General features: G+C 38.9%; 17 protein-coding genes and 1 tRNA gene. 13 read left to right on the forward strand and 5 right to left on the reverse strand.

The features are described 5' to 3' along the window. Positions 1 to 74: 74 nt before the first annotated feature. Both CA265_11460 and CA265_11465 read right to left on the reverse strand, forming a co-directional pair. On the reverse strand, positions 75 to 1,235 hold the full coding sequence (locus CA265_11460; GenBank protein ID ARS40235.1) for a hypothetical protein: 1,161 nt from the start codon (positions 1,233 to 1,235) through the stop codon (positions 75 to 77). Positions 1,236 to 1,304: 69 nt separating this feature from the next. After that, positions 1,305 to 1,865 (reverse strand): hypothetical protein, encoded by a 561-nt coding sequence (locus CA265_11465; protein ARS40236.1) that lies wholly within the window; start codon positions 1,863 to 1,865, stop codon positions 1,305 to 1,307. Positions 1,866 to 2,133: 268 nt separating this feature from the next. Between CA265_11465 and CA265_11470 the strand changes: the two genes are divergently transcribed. Genes CA265_11470 through CA265_11480 form a run of 3 tightly spaced genes read left to right on the forward strand, consistent with a single transcriptional unit; the run spans position 2,134 to position 4,788 of the window. Further along, a complete protein-coding gene (locus CA265_11470) occupies positions 2,134 to 2,997 on the forward strand; it encodes an AraC family transcriptional regulator (GenBank protein ARS40237.1) in 864 nt (287 codons plus the stop codon). 60 nt (positions 2,998 to 3,057) lie between these two features. After that, entirely contained in the window at positions 3,058 to 4,239 is a 1,182-nt protein-coding gene (locus CA265_11475; GenBank protein ID ARS40238.1) for a chromate transporter, read from the forward strand. Positions 4,240 to 4,272: 33 nt separating this feature from the next. After that, positions 4,273 to 4,788 carry a hypothetical protein gene (locus CA265_11480; protein ID ARS42967.1) on the forward strand — a complete coding sequence of 172 codons (516 nt, stop codon included), beginning with the start codon at positions 4,273 to 4,275 and terminating at the stop codon, positions 4,786 to 4,788. Here the strand turns inward: CA265_11480 and CA265_11485 are convergent. Then, positions 4,785 to 5,210, reverse strand: a complete 426-nt coding sequence (locus CA265_11485; protein ID ARS40239.1) for a VOC family protein — start codon at positions 5,208 to 5,210, stop codon at positions 4,785 to 4,787. The two genes, CA265_11480 and CA265_11485, sit on opposite strands and share 4 nt — an antisense overlap. Before the next feature lie 355 nt (positions 5,211 to 5,565). On the opposite strand from CA265_11485, the gene CA265_11490 reads away from it, so the two are divergent. From CA265_11490 to CA265_11525, 8 genes are all read left to right on the forward strand, one after another. Continuing rightward, positions 5,566 to 5,958, forward strand: coding sequence for a hypothetical protein (locus CA265_11490; GenBank protein ARS40240.1), 393 nt, complete (start codon positions 5,566 to 5,568; stop codon positions 5,956 to 5,958). Positions 5,959 to 6,093: 135 nt separating this feature from the next. Continuing rightward, entirely contained in the window at positions 6,094 to 6,720 is a 627-nt protein-coding gene (locus tag CA265_11495) for a hypothetical protein (GenBank protein ID ARS40241.1), read from the forward strand. Between the two features lies 1 nt (position 6,721). Beyond that, a complete protein-coding gene (locus CA265_11500) occupies positions 6,722 to 7,531 on the forward strand; it encodes a hypothetical protein (protein ID ARS40242.1) in 810 nt (269 codons plus the stop codon). A gap of 72 nt (positions 7,532 to 7,603) precedes the next feature. After that, positions 7,604 to 7,978, forward strand: a complete 375-nt coding sequence (locus CA265_11505) for a hypothetical protein (GenBank protein ID ARS40243.1) — start codon at positions 7,604 to 7,606, stop codon at positions 7,976 to 7,978. A 137-nt stretch (positions 7,979 to 8,115) separates the two neighbouring features. Beyond that, a complete protein-coding gene (locus CA265_11510; protein ID ARS40244.1) occupies positions 8,116 to 8,823 on the forward strand; it encodes a hypothetical protein in 708 nt (235 codons plus the stop codon). A gap of 11 nt (positions 8,824 to 8,834) precedes the next feature. Then, positions 8,835 to 9,758 carry a hypothetical protein gene (locus CA265_11515; protein ARS40245.1) on the forward strand — a complete coding sequence of 308 codons (924 nt, stop codon included), beginning with the start codon at positions 8,835 to 8,837 and terminating at the stop codon, positions 9,756 to 9,758. Further along, complete coding sequence (locus CA265_11520; protein ID ARS40246.1) at positions 9,749 to 10,270, forward strand: hypothetical protein; 522 nt, start codon at positions 9,749 to 9,751, stop codon at positions 10,268 to 10,270. The genes CA265_11515 and CA265_11520 overlap by 10 nt, the downstream gene beginning before the upstream one ends. Then, positions 10,260 to 10,901, forward strand: a complete 642-nt coding sequence (locus CA265_11525) for a hypothetical protein (GenBank protein ID ARS40247.1) — start codon at positions 10,260 to 10,262, stop codon at positions 10,899 to 10,901. The genes CA265_11520 and CA265_11525 overlap by 11 nt, the downstream gene beginning before the upstream one ends. Before the next feature lie 232 nt (positions 10,902 to 11,133). Here the strand turns inward: CA265_11525 and CA265_11530 are convergent. Continuing rightward, a tRNA-Met gene (locus CA265_11530) sits at positions 11,134 to 11,207 on the reverse strand. Between the two features lie 226 nt (positions 11,208 to 11,433). On the opposite strand from CA265_11530, the gene CA265_11535 reads away from it, so the two are divergent. Further along, positions 11,434 to 13,527, forward strand: a complete 2,094-nt coding sequence (locus CA265_11535; protein ID ARS40248.1) for a hypothetical protein — start codon at positions 11,434 to 11,436, stop codon at positions 13,525 to 13,527. Positions 13,528 to 13,531: 4 nt separating this feature from the next. Here the strand turns inward: CA265_11535 and CA265_11540 are convergent, their stop codons facing one another. Continuing rightward, positions 13,532 to 14,500 (reverse strand): hypothetical protein, encoded by a 969-nt coding sequence (locus tag CA265_11540; GenBank protein ARS40249.1) that lies wholly within the window; start codon positions 14,498 to 14,500, stop codon positions 13,532 to 13,534. Positions 14,501 to 14,651: 151 nt separating this feature from the next. On the opposite strand from CA265_11540, the gene CA265_11545 reads away from it, so the two are divergent. Beyond that, positions 14,652 to 15,920 (forward strand): heat-shock protein, encoded by a 1,269-nt coding sequence (locus CA265_11545; GenBank protein ARS40250.1) that lies wholly within the window; start codon positions 14,652 to 14,654, stop codon positions 15,918 to 15,920. Positions 15,921 to 16,979 lie beyond the last annotated feature (1,059 nt).

A 16,979-nucleotide genomic window follows, 5' to 3' on the forward strand; every position in this document is an offset into this window, starting at 1 on the left:
ATTCATTTTTCGGCCAATTTTCACTGGTCTGTTTAAATCATATTTGCTTGGTTAGTTGATGGATATTTGGTTAATTAATTGATTATTAAATTTCTATTTTCGATACTAAACGACAGATCACTTACCTCCTTAAGCATATTGACCACTTCGCTAAGTTTTGCTTTCCTGCTGATGTGTCCGCTGATGTGGATGTTTGGCAATGTTTTTTTATAAACAAGTTTTAAATCATACCACCGGCTGATTTCGGTTAAAGCAGGACCAATTTCATCATTGCTGAAATAAAAATCATCCTTACACCAGGCTACTGCTTTTTCTGTATTGCCTTTGGAAACGGTTAGGCTTGTTAAATCAGCCAATGCTTGTTTTCCCGGAACCAGAATGCCTGAGCTTTTACCGTTACTAACTTTAACTGAACCTTCTAAAAGGGTAGTTTTTGCCGCCTGATCATATGATGAAATGTTAAAATGGGTACCTAAAACCTCCACTTCTGATTCGTCGAGTTTCACTTTAAAAGGGTGTGCTGCATCTTTTGCTACTTCAAAATAAGCTTCACCCTTTAACTCGACCTTTCTTTCTTTTTCTGTAAAACTTACTGGGAATTTAAGCTGCGACATGGCATTTAGCATAACTTTTGAACCATCTGGTAAGGTTACGGTATACGTTCCTGCTTTCGGTACCACTAAGGTATTATACCGGCTTGTTAAAGATGCTGTTGTTGCCAAGGGTTCATAACTGATTTCACCATTTTTGCTGATAATAGTGAGTCCGTTTTCATCCGTAATCGACTGTTTCTCTTTATCCAGGGCTATTTCTGTTCCGTCTGAAAGAATAAGTTTAGCAGTTTGTGTGCCTGGTAAAACATCATTTTTATAGGTTTTGGTCAGATCAGGCACAATACGGGGATCTGATTGATTGATGTTAAAATACAAAAGGAAAGCACCCACAATAGCCAGGAAAATGGCTGCATATTTGAAAAAGGAATATCGGTTTTGATGTGGTACTTTATTCGAATGAAAACGCTTATCTAATTTGAGCCAGGCCTGATCAACATCAAGGTTATTCATGTTGGCTAACCTTGGTTCTATTGGGCCAGCCGTTCTGAAGGCTTCCAAAAGTTTATACCTTTCTTTATCTTCTTCCAAAAGAAACATTAACCTTTGCTCCTGTTCTTTGGTTAAAGTACAAAGCAGATATCCAGAAATTAATTCTGCTAATTCGAAAGCCTCTTCATTCATAGTTTTATACTGGTTATATCACTAAGAAACCTGAAGCTTAAAAAAGGATGGAAAATATTTTAAAAAAAATTAATTATTTAGATACATCACCGTGAAAAGTGCCATAGCTGCTTTTCCAAGATGCATTTTCAGTAAAACAAGGGCTCTCTTTTTTTGACTTTTAACCGTGTTGATGCTAATATTCATCCGGTCAGCAATTTCACTGTTGCTCAATCCTTCCAAATAGCCATACCTGATTACCATGGCACATCCCGGAGGCAGGGCATTAATTTTATCATAAATTTCTGCAATTACTTCCGCATGGATGATGCCTTCCAGTATTTCAGGATCAGTGTAAATATTAAGCGGATTTTTCTTGTTGTAAAGATCAACCACATTGTTGTGCCGGATCTTATTTAAGCAGGCATTTTTTATTGCTGTATATAAAAATGATTTTACCGCATTGAAATTTGTAGAAACGTTTTCCCGCTGCTCCAGATAAACCATAAAAGCATCCTGAACCATATCTTCTGCCAGTTCCTTATCTTTCAAAAGATAACAGGCAAAATCACAGAGTCGGGGATAAAGCTTTTTAAATAGCTGTTCCGGCGGCAACATCTCCATAACACCCTCACTCTTTCTACTGAACATGCTTTGTATTTTAATATCCGGAAGTTACGATAATTTGTAATTTTCTCTTGGTAGAGCTATGCAAATTAAATGGGATTTCCGGGAAGTTTAGGCCTTAATTGTTTATTTGGTAAGCACAAATTTATAAGAATTGCATTAAGATCAAAATTAATTTCAGCCACTCACCAAACGTTTATCTTGTTATTATAAAATTTCGACTCACTGAACAGCAGTTTATTAACATTAAAATCAGCTACGATCGTTAACTTTGCTTATAGGCCAAATACCAATGACAAAATGGATCACCCGTGAACACCCGAAAATTGACCGGATTGCCTGCCCATGGCTGATCAGGCGTTTTATCGATCCTGATGCAGAAATTATTTATGTACCTTCAGATCAGGTGATGATGAAGGCTGAAGCCTTAGGAGCCACACCATTCGACATGCCAGATGTTGAATATACGCATTACGACGATCAGTGCACTTTCGATTATTTCATCAAAAAACACCAGCTAAAAGATACAGCGCTTAATCGCATAGCGGCCATCGTGCGTGGGGCAGATACCGATCGCCATGACTTTGCTCCACAGGCAGCCGGCCTCGAAGCTGTATTTTCGGGATTAGCCTACCACAGTTCAAACGACCAGGAATTATTGGCACTGGGTATACAGATTTATGATGGCCTGTACAGCTGGGCAAAACACCTTTACCACAAAAAGCATACACAGGCGGGACCAGTTGAACAAATGTTACTGGAGATTTATACCAGATACCTTCGGGAAAATAAAGGAAAGAAAGCGCCGGCCTGGGCAAATGAATTACGGGAAATGATACAGGACCAGATGGATACCAATATGTCATTGAGCCTTCAGCAAGCTTCGGATGAACTGGAGATTAACCCGGCCTATTTATCAAGGGAATTTTCCAAATATTTTGATAACTTGTCTTTTGGAGATTATATACGGAAGATGCGGATTGAAAAGGCCATGCTCTTAATAGAAAGCACCTCTTACTCCTTAACCGAAATTGCCTACCTCACAGGTTTTTCAGACCAGAGCCACTTTAACCGGATTTTTAAAAAGCAGACCGGGGAAAATCCATCATTTTACAGGAAAAAACACCAAAAAGGTAAAACGGATACAAATAGTTAAATCTGTACAATTATAAGGTTTTGCGAATCAGCAATATTGTAATGAAATACAATTTGCCTGATGAAAGAACAAACAGATAAAGTCAAACCACTATACTCACTAGCCGAAATCACAAAATATTTCCTGAAACTGGGCACCTGGGGATTTGGTGGTCCGGTTGCGCTGGTTGGTTATATGCAGCGCGATCTGGTGGTGCAGAAAGGCTGGCTCACAGAGGAAGAATACAAAGAGGGACTGGCACTTGCCCAGCTGGCACCGGGACCGCTGGCCGCGCAACTAGGCATTTATATTGGCTTTGTACACTATGGTTTAATTGGCGCTACGCTAACCGGATTAGCCTTTGTATTGCCATCCTTCATCATGGTGGTTTTGCTTGGTATGGCTTACCAGCTTTATGGCGGACTGGCCTGGATGCAAGCGGTATTTTATGGTGTAGGTGCTGCCGTAATCGGCATCATCACCATCAGTGCTTATAAACTAACCATCAAATCAATCAGCAAATTCGAACCAGCTGCCATTAAATCCAAATGGCTTTTATGGCTGTTCTATATCATCGGAATCGTGATCACCGTGATTACCGAAAAAGAGGAAGTTTTACTTTTTCTAGGCTGTGGCATCCTGTACATGCTGATTAAAGCCCCACCACAATGGATTAAAAAACCTTCCCATCTCCCTGTCGGAATCTTATTTAGTACTGGTTTCTGGAACTATGACAGCAAAACCTTACAAGAGATCGGCTGGTTTTTCGCGAAGGCGGGCGCCTTTGTATTTGGCAGCGGACTGGCCATTGTACCTTTCCTGCATGGTGGTGTAGTAAAGGAATTTGGCTGGCTCACCGAGGCACAGTTTGTAGATTCGGTTGCAGTTGCCATGATCACCCCCGGACCGGTAGTGATTACGGTCGGCTTTATCGGTTATCTTGTGGCAGGTTTTCCGGGGGGCTGCGTTGCAGCACTTGCTACTTTTCTACCCTGTTACATCTTTACAGTAGCTTTAGCCCCTTCTTTCAAAAAGATTGCAAAAAACAACAGCGTGAAAACATTCGTAGAAGGAATTACCGCCGCTGTAATTGGCGCCCTGGTGGGTTCGGTCATGGTGATCGGCATGCGCTCAATAAAAGATATTCCAACCGCATTGATCGCCGTAGCCACTATACTGGCACTCCTCTACATCAAAAAATTACAGGAGCCTTATATCATTGGTATAGCGGCCATTATCGGACTACTCATTAAATTCATTTAGCTTTCAATGATGCATAAAACTTTTACCAGATCAATGATCCTGCACTGTGCATTTTCACTGGTTTTCGCTGCTACACTAAGTTTGCCCGCAACAGCGCAACAAACCGTTCAAAGCCCAGTCTATCCAAAAGTAACCGGTTATTTCAGCTTGCTCCACCCCATCGGATCCTGGGACAAAAATGGATTTCATGATAACTTTTCGGAGGTATACACGCTCGCCTTTCCGTTTGGAATAAACATTTTAAAGAACGACAAATTCGGGATCAGTTTCGAAATTGCACCCAGTATCCGCACCGAACAACACATTTCGAAAGTAAGTTCAGTCTTGTTTCATCCGGGGGCGATGTTCCGGTTCAAACACGGCTTTACTTTTATCGGTCGTGTAGCATTTGAAACCAGCGGCCGTTACGGCTTTACACCGGTGTTGAACCAGGTGATCAAAAAAGGAAAAAACGCGAGTGTATACCTGGCCATACCTTTCCCGGTGAGATTTGGGAACAACCTCCCTGCCGCACTTTCAACAGGTTTACAGCTAGGCCTGGGTTTTTAATTTGGATCAAACTCTACCACCCATTCAATGCCATATTTATCCCTGAACATGCCGGCATAGGTGCCCCATGGACTATCGTCAATTGGCCCTTCCACTTCCCCTCCTGCCGACAATCCCTTAAAGATTTGATCGGCTTCTTCGCGGCTTTCGGCATTCACGTGTATTTTAGACCGGTTTTCATTTTCGCTTACCCGCCCCATAAATGCAGGAACATCGTTGCCTATTAATACATTGTTTTGGCCAAGCGGCAAGCCGATGTACATGATTTTATTTGCCTCCTCTTCGGCTACCTGAAAATCGGGACCTGATAAGTCTTTAAAACGGGTGATTTTTGTAAACTCGCCGCCAAAAACGGATTGGTAAAAGGTGAATGCTTCTTCCGCATTTCCATTGAAGTTGATCCAGGGATTAATTGCTCTCATGGTTTTTATTTTTAATTGATGTTGTTGCTTAGCCCAATTGCACGCTTCATAGCTAAGCCCACTTTGTAGTGTGATGCTTTGTACAGCTAAAATAATTAATTGAATCCCAGGTTTTATGAAAAATCAGACAAATGTTTAGGATTTGCTTCGCTATATTCTGGAAAAGATAGTCAGGTTCCACTTTTCAGCTCACCTTTGCAATCGAAATAATGTATTGTGCTTGTGTTAAAACATAAATCGAATCCCGTTATTCCACAGCGAGTAATTCTCACACATCATCTCAGTTCGCGGGCGGTGAGCTATTTAAATGCCAACTGCAATATCTATATTTGAGATAATATTAACGCCTTTATATATGTTAAACTCAAAGACTCTCATTCCTAGTTTCGTATTTCTTATACTATTTAATTTTGCAAGTGCACAGTCTGTCAATTGTAGAAAAATGAGAGAGGGTGTATTTAAGATGGTTACACGAGGTATTCCCACAACAATTAAACGGTATAAAAACTATCAGCTTGAGTATTTCAATAACGCTACTAAGCCAATAACTTTTAAAATTCAATGGATAGATGACTGTACTTATACACTCAAACCCGATGCAAGCGCGTTCCTTAAGTATCCTCAAATTCCTAGGAATGCTTTAATAACTGTTAGAATTACTAAAACCTATGAAAACGGTTATACAATGAAAACCACTGCCAACTTCAATAATAAAACGATGGTTGGGGAAGTAATCAAAGTGAAATAGAATCCGAATACAATTACACAAAATAGATGTATACTGCTTCTTCCAAGCTATTTCAACGACCGTCGAAACATTCATAACGTCTATTCGCCCATATCAAGTTGGATTTATATATTTACTATTCTTAATTAATCTCATATGAAGTATATTGAACCTAAAGTTTTCGCGAAGTCATTTACATGTCCTAATTGTTCAGCTATTGCACAGCAAACTTGGTGGACGAGATCATGGGCTGATGGTATATATGCTAACGAATCCTCAAATCACATTCGTGTGGGCACCTGTGCACACTGTTATAAAAACACACTGTGGATTATTGACAGAATGTATTATCCAGACAATGGCAATGCTCCTACTGCAAACGAAGACATGCCAGAAAACGTCAAACAGATTTACCTTGAGGCAGCTTCTATATACCAAAAATCGCCAAGAGGAGCCGCTGCCTTATTAAGGTTAGGTATTCAGATCCTTTGCAAGGAGCTCGGAGAATCAGGAACAAATATCAATTCTGACATTAAGCACCTAGTTGCAAAGGGACTGCCTATTATTGTTCAACAATCACTGGATATTGTAAGAGTAACCGGTAACGAGGCAGTACATCCGGGGCAGATTGACACAGATGATCCCAAGGTTGTAGGTAGCTTATTCGAACTAACTAATATCGTTGTACAATACATGATATCACTTCCTAAGCAAGTCGGGGATCTTTACAATGCATTGCCTGAAGACAAAGTTTCAGCTATTGGCGTAAGAGATTCTAAGTAATATGGGCGCAGCTGCAAATGATGATTTAATGGAGGTACGAATAGAATCTTTTAATCCCTATGAGTCTAGATTTCCCAATAGAAGGGTTATCACTAGAGATGCTCTGATGCTTGCTAAAACCTTGAGGGCTGAAGGTTATAAGGTAGTGATAGAACCAGATAATGGTCTTCCTGTTTATTACCTTTATAGCAAAGGCCTCAGAGAATGGTTTGCCGACCCGGTAAATCTTCTGTTATTTAATATACCAATCACAGTTATAACAAACCTGATAACTAACCAAGTTCAGAAACTCTTAGATTGGAATGATAAGCAGCCCTCTCATAATCTGAATATACAAACAGATGGTTCATCTATTTCATATAACTATCTAGGTTTAGAACAACCAGTAGGAAATAAACAACGAATAACCACCATAAGAAAAGAGCTTAAAGACGGGTTTGACCGTTGTTTTAACACAATTCCCCCGAACATAAAATTTCCGACACCTATATATTTGGAGCATAAGCCTAAAATCGTTGGTTGGTGTAGATTATGGGAGGATGAACGCGGTTTAGCATCCGAGGGTTATATAACAGATAAATTAGTTAAAAGAAGAATTGCTCAAAATCGGCTAAATGGTGCTAGTGTTACAGGTATGGCAAGTCGCACACTATGTTCTATTTGTAGTTCTAGCTATCTTAATTGCAACCATATAGCCGGAAATGAATACGAAGGGCAAAGCTGTAGCAATGTTATTATTGAGACAGACTTTGTTGAAACCAGCCTTGTCAAAACACCAATTAATCCACAATGTATACTAGGGTGGCAATAGCATAGTTCATAAAAATCTTTGACCAAACATTAACTTTTTACACGCATTAGCTACTAACAACTACAACACTCAATGGATGATAGAGCATTCAAAACCTTAATTGATTACCTAACCCGCATACCATCTGTTCAGACACCAATTTCATTTGGCTCAGATGATGAAGGCAATTGGTGGGTTAAGTTTTCAATAGATATACACCATAACCTTGCTTGGCATGCTGTTCAAGAACTTAGTTGTGTAATTAATTATCTTTCTATAAATGAAAGGCTTCCAAGTAAATTCTATCCAGTATCACCTGCACCGTACTTGAACGGTGGGCCAACAGATTATCTATCATGGGTAATAGAAAATGATGATAAAGACTTTAAACCAGGTACATTAATGAAATGGTTAGAAGGAAGATTGCCACAGCCAGTGGACGATGTTAGTCAATGGATTGATGAGTAAAGTCCATTATTAAGGCTGCACATTTTCTTATCATATCTGTTTTTATTAACCCCTTCAAAATAAGAACGTGCAGACCTACTGATTGTCAACCTTATAATCTTCCTCGATTCTTATATCTTTGTTTTCACTAAATTATAATGACCTCTATAAAAATTAACTCATTTGAGGACTACCTTATTGAAATTGATAAGGTTTGCCAAAAAGGAAAGGCCTATAATCTCTACCGAGGCCAGTCTGATAACAAACCCTTACTGCCATCAGTCTGTAGAGACAATCCAACATTTGACTCATCGAAAAAAGAGTTTGATATGATAAATGATCTTCGAAGAAGATCACCTATGATGTTAAATAAAGACCATAATGAATGGGATTTGTTAGTTATTGCGCAGCATTATGAAATGAAGACAAGACTTCTAGATTGGTCAAGCAATCCTTTAGTTGCCTTGTGGTTTGCATGCAGAAGTGAATACTATGCGAAACAAGATTCTTATGTGTACATCTTTCAAGCTGAAGAAAGTGCTTTAGTAGATATAACAAGTAAAAGTTGTCCTTTTTCGATTTCTAAGACCAAGATTCTACGTCCAACACTCAATAATGAAAGAATAGTTGCGCAGTCTGGTTGGTTTACAGTTCATGCTTACTCAAAGAAGCATAGTCGATTTGTCAAACTTGAAACTAATACTGAACATAAAGATGGTGTTAGCCAAATAATAATTTCAGCTGAATCAAAACCACAGATAATGAGAAAACTATCCCGATATGGTGTCAACAATAGAACAATATATCCAGATTTACAAGGCTTATGCAAACATTTAAACTGGAAATACCTAGATGGGGTTAAATAATATCAGATGGCATGAAAAGCTTTTATGATAAAGAGGATTATACAATTGATGATATTCAATCGTTGATTGAGAACCAAGTGGAAGAGTCTATCTACTTGGATTTTAAAAGCGCTGGTTCATTAGAGAAAAGCGATAAAAAGCGTATTGAAATCTCAAAAGATGTTGCGTCATTTGCCAATTCCGATGGTGGCATAATAGTCTATGGCATCAAAGAAGTTGATCATGTTGCATCGGAGTTTTCTTTTATAGATGGCAATGAATTCACTAAAGAATGGATTGAAACAATCATCAACTCCTATGTACAACGTCGCATATCTGACATTAAAATCTATCCAATTAGGATAGACGGAGACATAAAGAAGAGTATTTATGTTGTCAAGATTCCTTATAGTTATGACGCTCCACACTTAAGTAAGGATAATAGGTATTACAAACGGTATAATTTTATGTCTGTTCCAATGGAGGAATATGAGATACGCCAATCATATAATAGAAAAGATAACACTGAGCTAGTTATTGATAATCTAATTCTTCAGATTGGTTCATCATCCATTGTAGGCTCAAGCTATTTAAAAACCTTACACATGGCTCTCATTTTTCAAGTTTCAAATATCAGTAATAGCATTGAGAACATGTATAAAGTCGAAGTACACATTAACCGCAAGATATTAGCAAGCGGAAACCCTCCAAACTTTATGAGGAATGAAGAAGAAACTGCAATCTTTAGTTTTCCTAACACAAGCCCCTTATTCCAAGACGAGGTAACCTCTATTGCTACAGTACCACTGTTATTTAACGGTAGTAATCATCACCTACTTTGGGAACCAGTTAATGTGCATCTATATTATACTAATGGAAGTAAAGGCAAGACTTTCTATATCAATGAAATGATGGATCTGAAGGGTAAGCCCCTTAAAGATTGGCAATGGCAATAGATCACAAGCAATCGATGCCAGATAATACTACAAGGATTTTAGCTTATAAAGCATTAGATCGTGACTTTGACAGGACTTGGTCTGATTGGGCAGTTGAAATGCTAGTGAGTGGTTTTGAAACTGAACATCTTGTTATTCTGGCAGGTATGGGTGAGCCATTCGATTACTTTGAAATGCAAACCTTGACTACAAAAGCACTTAATGAATTGGGCTTGTCCTTCTCTGACAAACTCCAAACTGTATGGAATTACGTCAGTTATCTTATACAGATGTGCCTTGATGGTACGCTAGAATCAGTAAAAGTTCTTACTGAGCTTAGAGATCTTTACCTTGAACTTGATTATGAGAAATCACTTCAGCAGTTCTACTTTCTGTATTATGCCAAGAGTGATTTAATAAGTGATGAAGTACAATGGTATATTGATGGAGTGGACAGAAGCAATATTGATGAGACAGTAATTAGGTACTTTAACGAGTGGTTAAAACTAAAATCACATACAAATGAACAATAGGAAGTTAATTGTACTGATCTTTTTAATGGTAGGATGCAGGTCACCATTTGTAGATTCATTTAAACAGATTCAGTCATCGATAGAGAAGTCAAATGCTGTCTTACAAGTCTCAAACCGGAAGATATTAAAAGAGATTAAGGTTAAGGAAATTAACACAATTTCAAACGAGGCTGATTCTATACAGTTTGCTAATCAAAATCTCAATGGCTTGATTGACGAATACAAAAAGCAAATCGAGAACCTTGATCTAATTGGATCCGATGTAGATATCGCCTATAAAGTCCTTGCTACTCCAGATTTTATTAAAGGTGCTTTAATGTCTGCAACCTCCACACTTGTTGAGCGAGTTTCAAAAGTTGAAGTTGAGCAGTCAATGAAGAACCATCTTGATAGTCTTATACTCGAAGTTGCTCAGGCTCATACAAATTCATTATATTTTGAACAGCGTTTCAAAGGCATCCCTTCTGCTAACGCCTTGGTAGAACTTGCCAATCTGCAGTTACAAAGCTCGGAAATGACAAATATCAGTTTAGCGGCTCTTGATAAAAAGAGTTTGCTTATAAAGCATGGAGTTGGCGGCTCACCTTTAAAATCCAAAGACGGATATCCTAAACTAAAACTTTCCCCTTAAAAGAAAGAAATAGATTGAAAGATGGATATTGAGAAGTAGGGATAGGTAGTATCTATCTAACTACTGCACCAATTTAAGCTTGTCCCCTCAACACCTTTCAAGAAATTCCGGCATAAACGCTCATATAGCCATTATACAGCCTACCAACACAAAAGCCCTTAAACGGTCTAAAGCATAGTTTTTTGATCAACAAAAAACCCCTTCAAGTTATCCTTAAAGGGGTTTAAAGCAGTGGGCCCACCTGGGCTCGAACCAGGGACCAAAAGATTATGAGTCTTCTACTCTAACCAGCTGAGCTATAGGCCCGGAAAAAAGGTTATTCTTTTTTGCGAGTGCAATGTTACAAATTTGAATTGAATTTTCGAAAATGTTTTCGGCATTTTTTCATAAAAAGGAAGAATATAAACTCATTTTCAAGTGCTTAATTTTACTTTTCATTTTACCTTCCATCTTTTTTAATCTCAAATTGTGGATAAAACGCTCGTTCATCTGTCCTCAAATCCATTTCGAATAGGTTAATTTTGTAATTGATATGAATACGCCCGATCCGGACAACCAGCTTCTTTTAGATTTTTTAGCCACCACCAACCAGCCTGTTTTTTTAACCGGTAAAGCCGGAACGGGTAAAACCACCCTCCTGCGCAAGATTAGAGATACCACGAAAAAGAATTTCGCCGTTGTTGCCCCCACTGCGGTGGCCGCCATCAATGCCGGAGGCGTAACGCTTCACTCCTTTTTTCAGATTCCTTTCGGTCCTTTGGTTCCGGTTGGGGATGAACATGCGGAAACTAATTTTAAATACTCGGATGAAAAAACAAGGTTATTACGCTGCCTTGATTTATTAATTATTGATGAGATTAGTATGGTTAGGGTTGATCTGATTGATTTCATCGACCGTACTTTAAAGCGTGTTAAAGGCTCAAACCGTCCCTTTGGTGGCGTTCAGGTATTGATGATTGGCGATCTTTACCAGCTCTCTCCTATTTTTCATGATGCCTGGCATATCCTGGGCAGTTATTATTCCAGTCCCTACTTTTTTGATAGCCTGGTTTTCAGGTCGACACCCATGCTTACTTTTGCCCTGGATAAAGTTTACCGCCAGTCAGATCCCGTATTTCTGGATATTTTGAACGGCATGCGCGAAAACAGCCTCGATGCTGGTCTTCTTGCAAAACTGAATGAACGTTACGATCCCTCTTTAAATCAGGAATGGAAAGACGATTACATTACGTTAACCACACATAACCAGCTGGTAAACGAAATTAACCAGGGCTGTTTGGAAAAATTACCCGGAGAAATTTTCGAATTCAATGCGGAGGTAAGTGGCGATTTCCCGAAGGATGCCTATCCTACTGATGAAAAACTCCAGTTAAAACTGGGTGCGCAGGTCATCTTTATCAAAAATGATTCGTCGGGCAAAAGGCAGTATTACAATGGAAAAGCGGCAAAAATAACGGCAATTAGTCAGGATTCGATAAAAGTAACTTTCACTAACGGTGGCCGGGAAATCGAAGTGGAAAAAGAAATCTGGCAAAATGTTAAATATAGCCTGAGTGCCGAAGAAAATAAAATCGACGAAACCAGCACCGGATCATTCTCGCAATATCCTTTTAAACTGGCCTGGGCCATTACCGTACATAAAAGCCAGGGATTAACCTTCGATCAGGCGATTGTGGATGTAAGCACCGCATTTACCCACGGACAGGCTTACGTAGCACTCAGTCGCTGCAGAAGTTTAGAAGGACTTATTTTAAAATCACCTGTGGTTGCCGAAAACATCATTACCGATGCCAAAGTAATCAGTTTTACAAAGGTCACGCACCAGGACAAACCTACGCCTGAGCTGCTGGCACGTTATAGTCAGCAATATGCCTGGGGATTGATCCATGAATTGCTGGATTTCTCGCTGGTAGCCAAAGACTGGGAAAAGCTGGGGCGTTCCAAACTGATCGACAAAGATGAGAAGAATGCCTTTTTATCTATTTACGAACAGGGCAACCAGATCCTTCAGCAGGAAATCTTTAAAGTAGCCAGGAATTTTATCGCAAAGGAATTTTCGAAAATCAGCACCGATGAAAATCCGGCCAATGAAAGTGCTTTTATGGAACGTTTGCAGAAAGCCTCTGCTTATTTCGTTCCAAAACTCGAACAGCTCATTAGCTTAATGGCAAGAATTGTGGCCATCAACTTTTATAATGATACCCACTCTGATAAACTGCTTACGGTATTAAACGACTGTAAAGATGCATTGCAGATCAAGCTGGCTTTATTTAAAATTTCGTGGAATCCTTTTTCGATCAAAGATTATATCCACACCTTGCATGCAGCAGGGAATAAACAACCCGAGAAAAAACCGGTTAAATCGAGCATCAAACCAAAAGAGATTTCCAATCCACAGGTTTATAAAAACCTGGTTGAATGGCGCAAAACCATCGCATTGCAGCGGGGCACGCAGGATTATGCTGTACTTTCTGACTTAGCGCTACTTTCTATTGCCGAAAAAATGCCCAGAACGACCGACCAGCTGGCGGCGCTTAAAAGCGTAGGGATTGGTAATGCAAAAGAACTGGGCCAGCAAATTACCCGCATTGTAAACGCCCATTTGGGCACAAGCGAGTTATTTTAAATGATTAAGCATTTATAGCCTTTACAATAAAGAAAATATTTAAAAGAAGGTAAATGGTTAAAAGCGAGATGGAGAAAAACCGGTCAAACTTTTCCGCTTTTTTCTCTTCTCCTCTTTTGATCATTTTTAAAGAAAAGGCCGTTAATATGATCACAATCAAAATAAATACCAGGGTAATTCCGTGTAAGGTATCTACCAGCGTAAAAGTAGTCGATTCGGGCAGCGAGCCATCAATAATGTATTTATTACCAATTACGGCAAAAAGCGAGCCTACACTTAGTCCAAAGCGCGAATCGATGCTATCTGCATGGATATAAAAACACATGTAGGCAATAAAAAAAGCAACATACATGCCTAAAAACATTTTCCAGAACAGGCCAAAAGCATCTCTGCTAATCCCGATCCTTACCTTATAACTGCTGTATTCGGTTCTCGGCACTTTTATACTGGGATCGCCAAAAGCTGTTTCATAAATTTTATTGGCTGCAGAAGTTTTTAAACTGTCGATATTCCAGCCGCGCAGGGTAAAACGGGGATCAAATTGTTTGCCCAGGGTATCGGGTACAAATATGAGTGATGAGGAATCGAATTGTGAATTTTCTACCGAAAGCCTCAGTAACTGATGGTCGAATGGAAAATTGTTAATCGACCATGAATCTTTCATTACACATTGCAGTTTCATCAGCATGTACACTTCATTTCCACTGGTATCGATGGTAGAAAACGACTTACTAACGGTTTTAGCCTGAGGCACTTCAAGGTTATCGGCAAAATTAAATTCTTTGTTTTTATATTTCAGCCATAACCAGAAGTTAACGGTATATTCTTTGTCTTTAAAATCTATATCGTGTATACTGGTAACGTAAATGCCGGTTTTTACCGTATCTGGTGTGTTTTTCTGTGCGAAAGAAACGGTAATGATACAGAAAAGCTGGAGCATTAAACCCAGTAAAAAGAGTTTGGCGGTTTTCAACTGTGTTTTTAATTTATGGTGTAAAGAATTTCTTAAATATACAGAATAAGACTTTATTTATAAGCGATATTTTAGCTTATCGCTTTCAGGCCTCGCTTTTTTTTAATACTTTCGCAACCCCATTTTAGTCGCCAACCACAGCATTTCAAGCATGAGCAAGTTTTTATACGGAATCGATTTTGGAACAACCAATTCGGCACTTTCTATTTATGATGAAGAGAAGAAAGAAATTGTAGATACGATTTCTATTCCTTCGTTAATTTATTTTACAGAAGTAAAAAGCATTGTTGATGGTGAAAGTCATATTGTGGGCGAAAAAGCAATAGCTGCTTACCTAAGCGATGGCATGAAAGGGCGCTTTATCAAATCCATCAAACAGATCCTCTCGAGAACGACGTTTACCGAAACCCGTATCCACAATAAAAGGTATACCGCTTCCGATCTGGTTACACTGATTCTTAAAGACCTGAAAGAAAAAGCCGACCTGATTACCGGCGAAGATTGCCACAAAGCCATTATCGGCCGTCCGGTTTTCTTTGACGACGATAACACCATGAAAGATACCCTGGCACAAACCAGGTTAAAAAAAGCTGCCGAAAGCGCGGGTTTTACTGATGTTCGTTTTCAATTCGAACCTATTGGAGCGGCTTTTGCCTACGAGAAAACCATTCAGAAAAAAGAACGCGTTTTAGTAGCCGATTTAGGTGGAGGTACTACCGATTTCACCTACCTGATCCTCGATCCGGATAAGGTGGGTAGCAAAGACCGTAAAAACGATATGATTGCCTCTGGTGGTATCTACATTGGTGGCGATAGTCTCGATTCTGCTTTTATGTGGGATAAAGGCACACCCTATTTCGGAAAAAATACCATGTACGAGGCTACCCCTGGTAAAGTTTTAAATGTGCCGAAATCGCTTTTTGCCAATATTTGTACCTGGGATAAAATGAACTTTTTTAATGGTTTAAAAATCCAGAAAGAGATTGAAGAATATTATTATTACTCGGGCAACGATCCGAAATTCAAAAACCTGATTACCCTGATCGAAAACAACCTGGGTTATTCGTTGTTCAGATCGATCGAGAAAACAAAAATCGAACTTTCTGACCAGCCTGTATCTAATTTTGCTTACAGCAATATGGAAATTGAAATCGATGAAAATATTTCACTCGAGCAGTATAATTCGATTATCGAAAAAGACATTAATAAAATCGATGCTTACCTGGATCAGTTTATGGAAACCCACAAAATCAATCCAGAAGACATTGACTGTTTATTTTTAACCGGAGGAACCTCGATGGTTTCTGCCGTACAAAACCTGTTTAAAAACAAATTCCCACACATCCCGTTAAACTCCGGCGATAACTTTAAAAGTGTAGCCAAAGGACTGGCATATAGCGGTTACCTGTTTGAGGATTAAAGATAAATCTGCAACATAACAGCGCTGTCTGCACACGCCATAGGTCGAAGAGAAGAAAAACTGATTTGGATTTGGAGCGCAATGTCTGTGCAAACAGTCAGTTTCTTATACCATGGTCTGTGTCCGCACAGACCATTTAATTTAAGATCTTGAACCACATAAGAAATATAAGTTCATTGAAGCTAATATGTTCTTAAATGACTTATATGGTTAAAATTAGATGTTCAGTAGCCAAATAATCACAAAGAATCGTCAGCATCATTCATGTTGGGATCTTCACAAACCATTTAATTTTAGATTTCGGAGAGAAGTCAAGTTTTGAAAACTTGACTTCTCTGGCATTGCAGCCGCGGCTTATGGACCAAAACAGTGTTTCATTTTTAGGGTTGTTAGGCGCACCTTATACCATGGTTTGTGTTCGCACTGGCCATTAATTTAAGATCTTGAACCACATAAGAAATATAAGTTCATTGAAGCTAATATGTCCTTAAATGACTTATATGGTTAAAATTATATGTTCAGTTGCCAAATAATCACCAAAAATCCTCAGCATCATTCATGATTGGGATCTTCACAAACCCTTTAATTTTAGATTTCGGCCTGTGAGGACACAGGCCAAGGAGAAAAAATGTTCAATAAACAGAGAGAAGTCAAGCTTTAAAAACTTGACTTCTCTGGCATTGCATCCTTGGCTAGTGAGCAAAAACAGCATTTCATTTTTGGGATTGTTAGGCGCACCTTATACCATGGTCTGTGTCTGCACAGACCATTTAATTTAAGACCTTGAACCACATAAGAAATATAAGTTCATTGAAGCTTATATGTTCTTAAATAACTTATATGGTTAAAATTAGATGTTCAGTAGCTAAATAATTATAAAAAATAGCATCATTATGGTTGGGACCTTCATAAACCATTTAATTTTAGATTTCGGCCTGTGAGGACACAGGCCAAGGAGAAGCCAGGAACCACAAGCTATTCCTTTTCTAATCATTCATAAAAATAATTATCCCTCCACTTTACGACGATATCAGATTCAAAAAAAAGGTTGGTGAGACA

It is taken from the genome of Sphingobacteriaceae bacterium GW460-11-11-14-LB5, assembly GCA_002151545.1.
Taxonomy (GTDB): Bacteria; Bacteroidota; Bacteroidia; order Sphingobacteriales; family Sphingobacteriaceae; genus Pedobacter.

What these genes read in the sequence shown, in the direction of transcription:
- CA265_11475 (ARS40238.1), top strand. Translation starts at nt 3,058, where the DNA reads ATGAAAGAACAAACAGATAAAGTCAAACCACTATACTCACTAGCCGAA.
- CA265_11525 (ARS40247.1), top strand. Translation starts at nt 10,260, where the DNA reads ATGAACAATAGGAAGTTAATTGTACTGATCTTTTTAATGGTAGGATGC.
- CA265_11505 (ARS40243.1), top strand. Translation starts at nt 7,604, where the DNA reads ATGGATGATAGAGCATTCAAAACCTTAATTGATTACCTAACCCGCATA.
- CA265_11545 (ARS40250.1), top strand. Translation starts at nt 14,652, where the DNA reads ATGAGCAAGTTTTTATACGGAATCGATTTTGGAACAACCAATTCGGCA.
- CA265_11490 (ARS40240.1), top strand. Translation starts at nt 5,566, where the DNA reads ATGTTAAACTCAAAGACTCTCATTCCTAGTTTCGTATTTCTTATACTA.
- CA265_11510 (ARS40244.1), top strand. Translation starts at nt 8,116, where the DNA reads ATGACCTCTATAAAAATTAACTCATTTGAGGACTACCTTATTGAAATT.
- CA265_11520 (ARS40246.1), top strand. Translation starts at nt 9,749, where the DNA reads ATGGCAATAGATCACAAGCAATCGATGCCAGATAATACTACAAGGATT.
- CA265_11470 (ARS40237.1), top strand. Translation starts at nt 2,134, where the DNA reads ATGACAAAATGGATCACCCGTGAACACCCGAAAATTGACCGGATTGCC.
- CA265_11465 (ARS40236.1), bottom strand. Translation starts at nt 1,865, where the DNA reads ATGTTCAGTAGAAAGAGTGAGGGTGTTATGGAGATGTTGCCGCCGGAA.
- CA265_11485 (ARS40239.1), bottom strand. Translation starts at nt 5,210, where the DNA reads ATGAGAGCAATTAATCCCTGGATCAACTTCAATGGAAATGCGGAAGAA.
- CA265_11535 (ARS40248.1), top strand. Translation starts at nt 11,434, where the DNA reads ATGAATACGCCCGATCCGGACAACCAGCTTCTTTTAGATTTTTTAGCC.
- CA265_11480 (ARS42967.1), top strand. Translation starts at nt 4,273, where the DNA reads ATGATCCTGCACTGTGCATTTTCACTGGTTTTCGCTGCTACACTAAGT.
- CA265_11460 (ARS40235.1), bottom strand. Translation starts at nt 1,235, where the DNA reads ATGAATGAAGAGGCTTTCGAATTAGCAGAATTAATTTCTGGATATCTG.
- CA265_11495 (ARS40241.1), top strand. Translation starts at nt 6,094, where the DNA reads ATGAAGTATATTGAACCTAAAGTTTTCGCGAAGTCATTTACATGTCCT.
- CA265_11500 (ARS40242.1), top strand. Translation starts at nt 6,722, where the DNA reads ATGGGCGCAGCTGCAAATGATGATTTAATGGAGGTACGAATAGAATCT.
- CA265_11515 (ARS40245.1), top strand. Translation starts at nt 8,835, where the DNA reads ATGAAAAGCTTTTATGATAAAGAGGATTATACAATTGATGATATTCAA.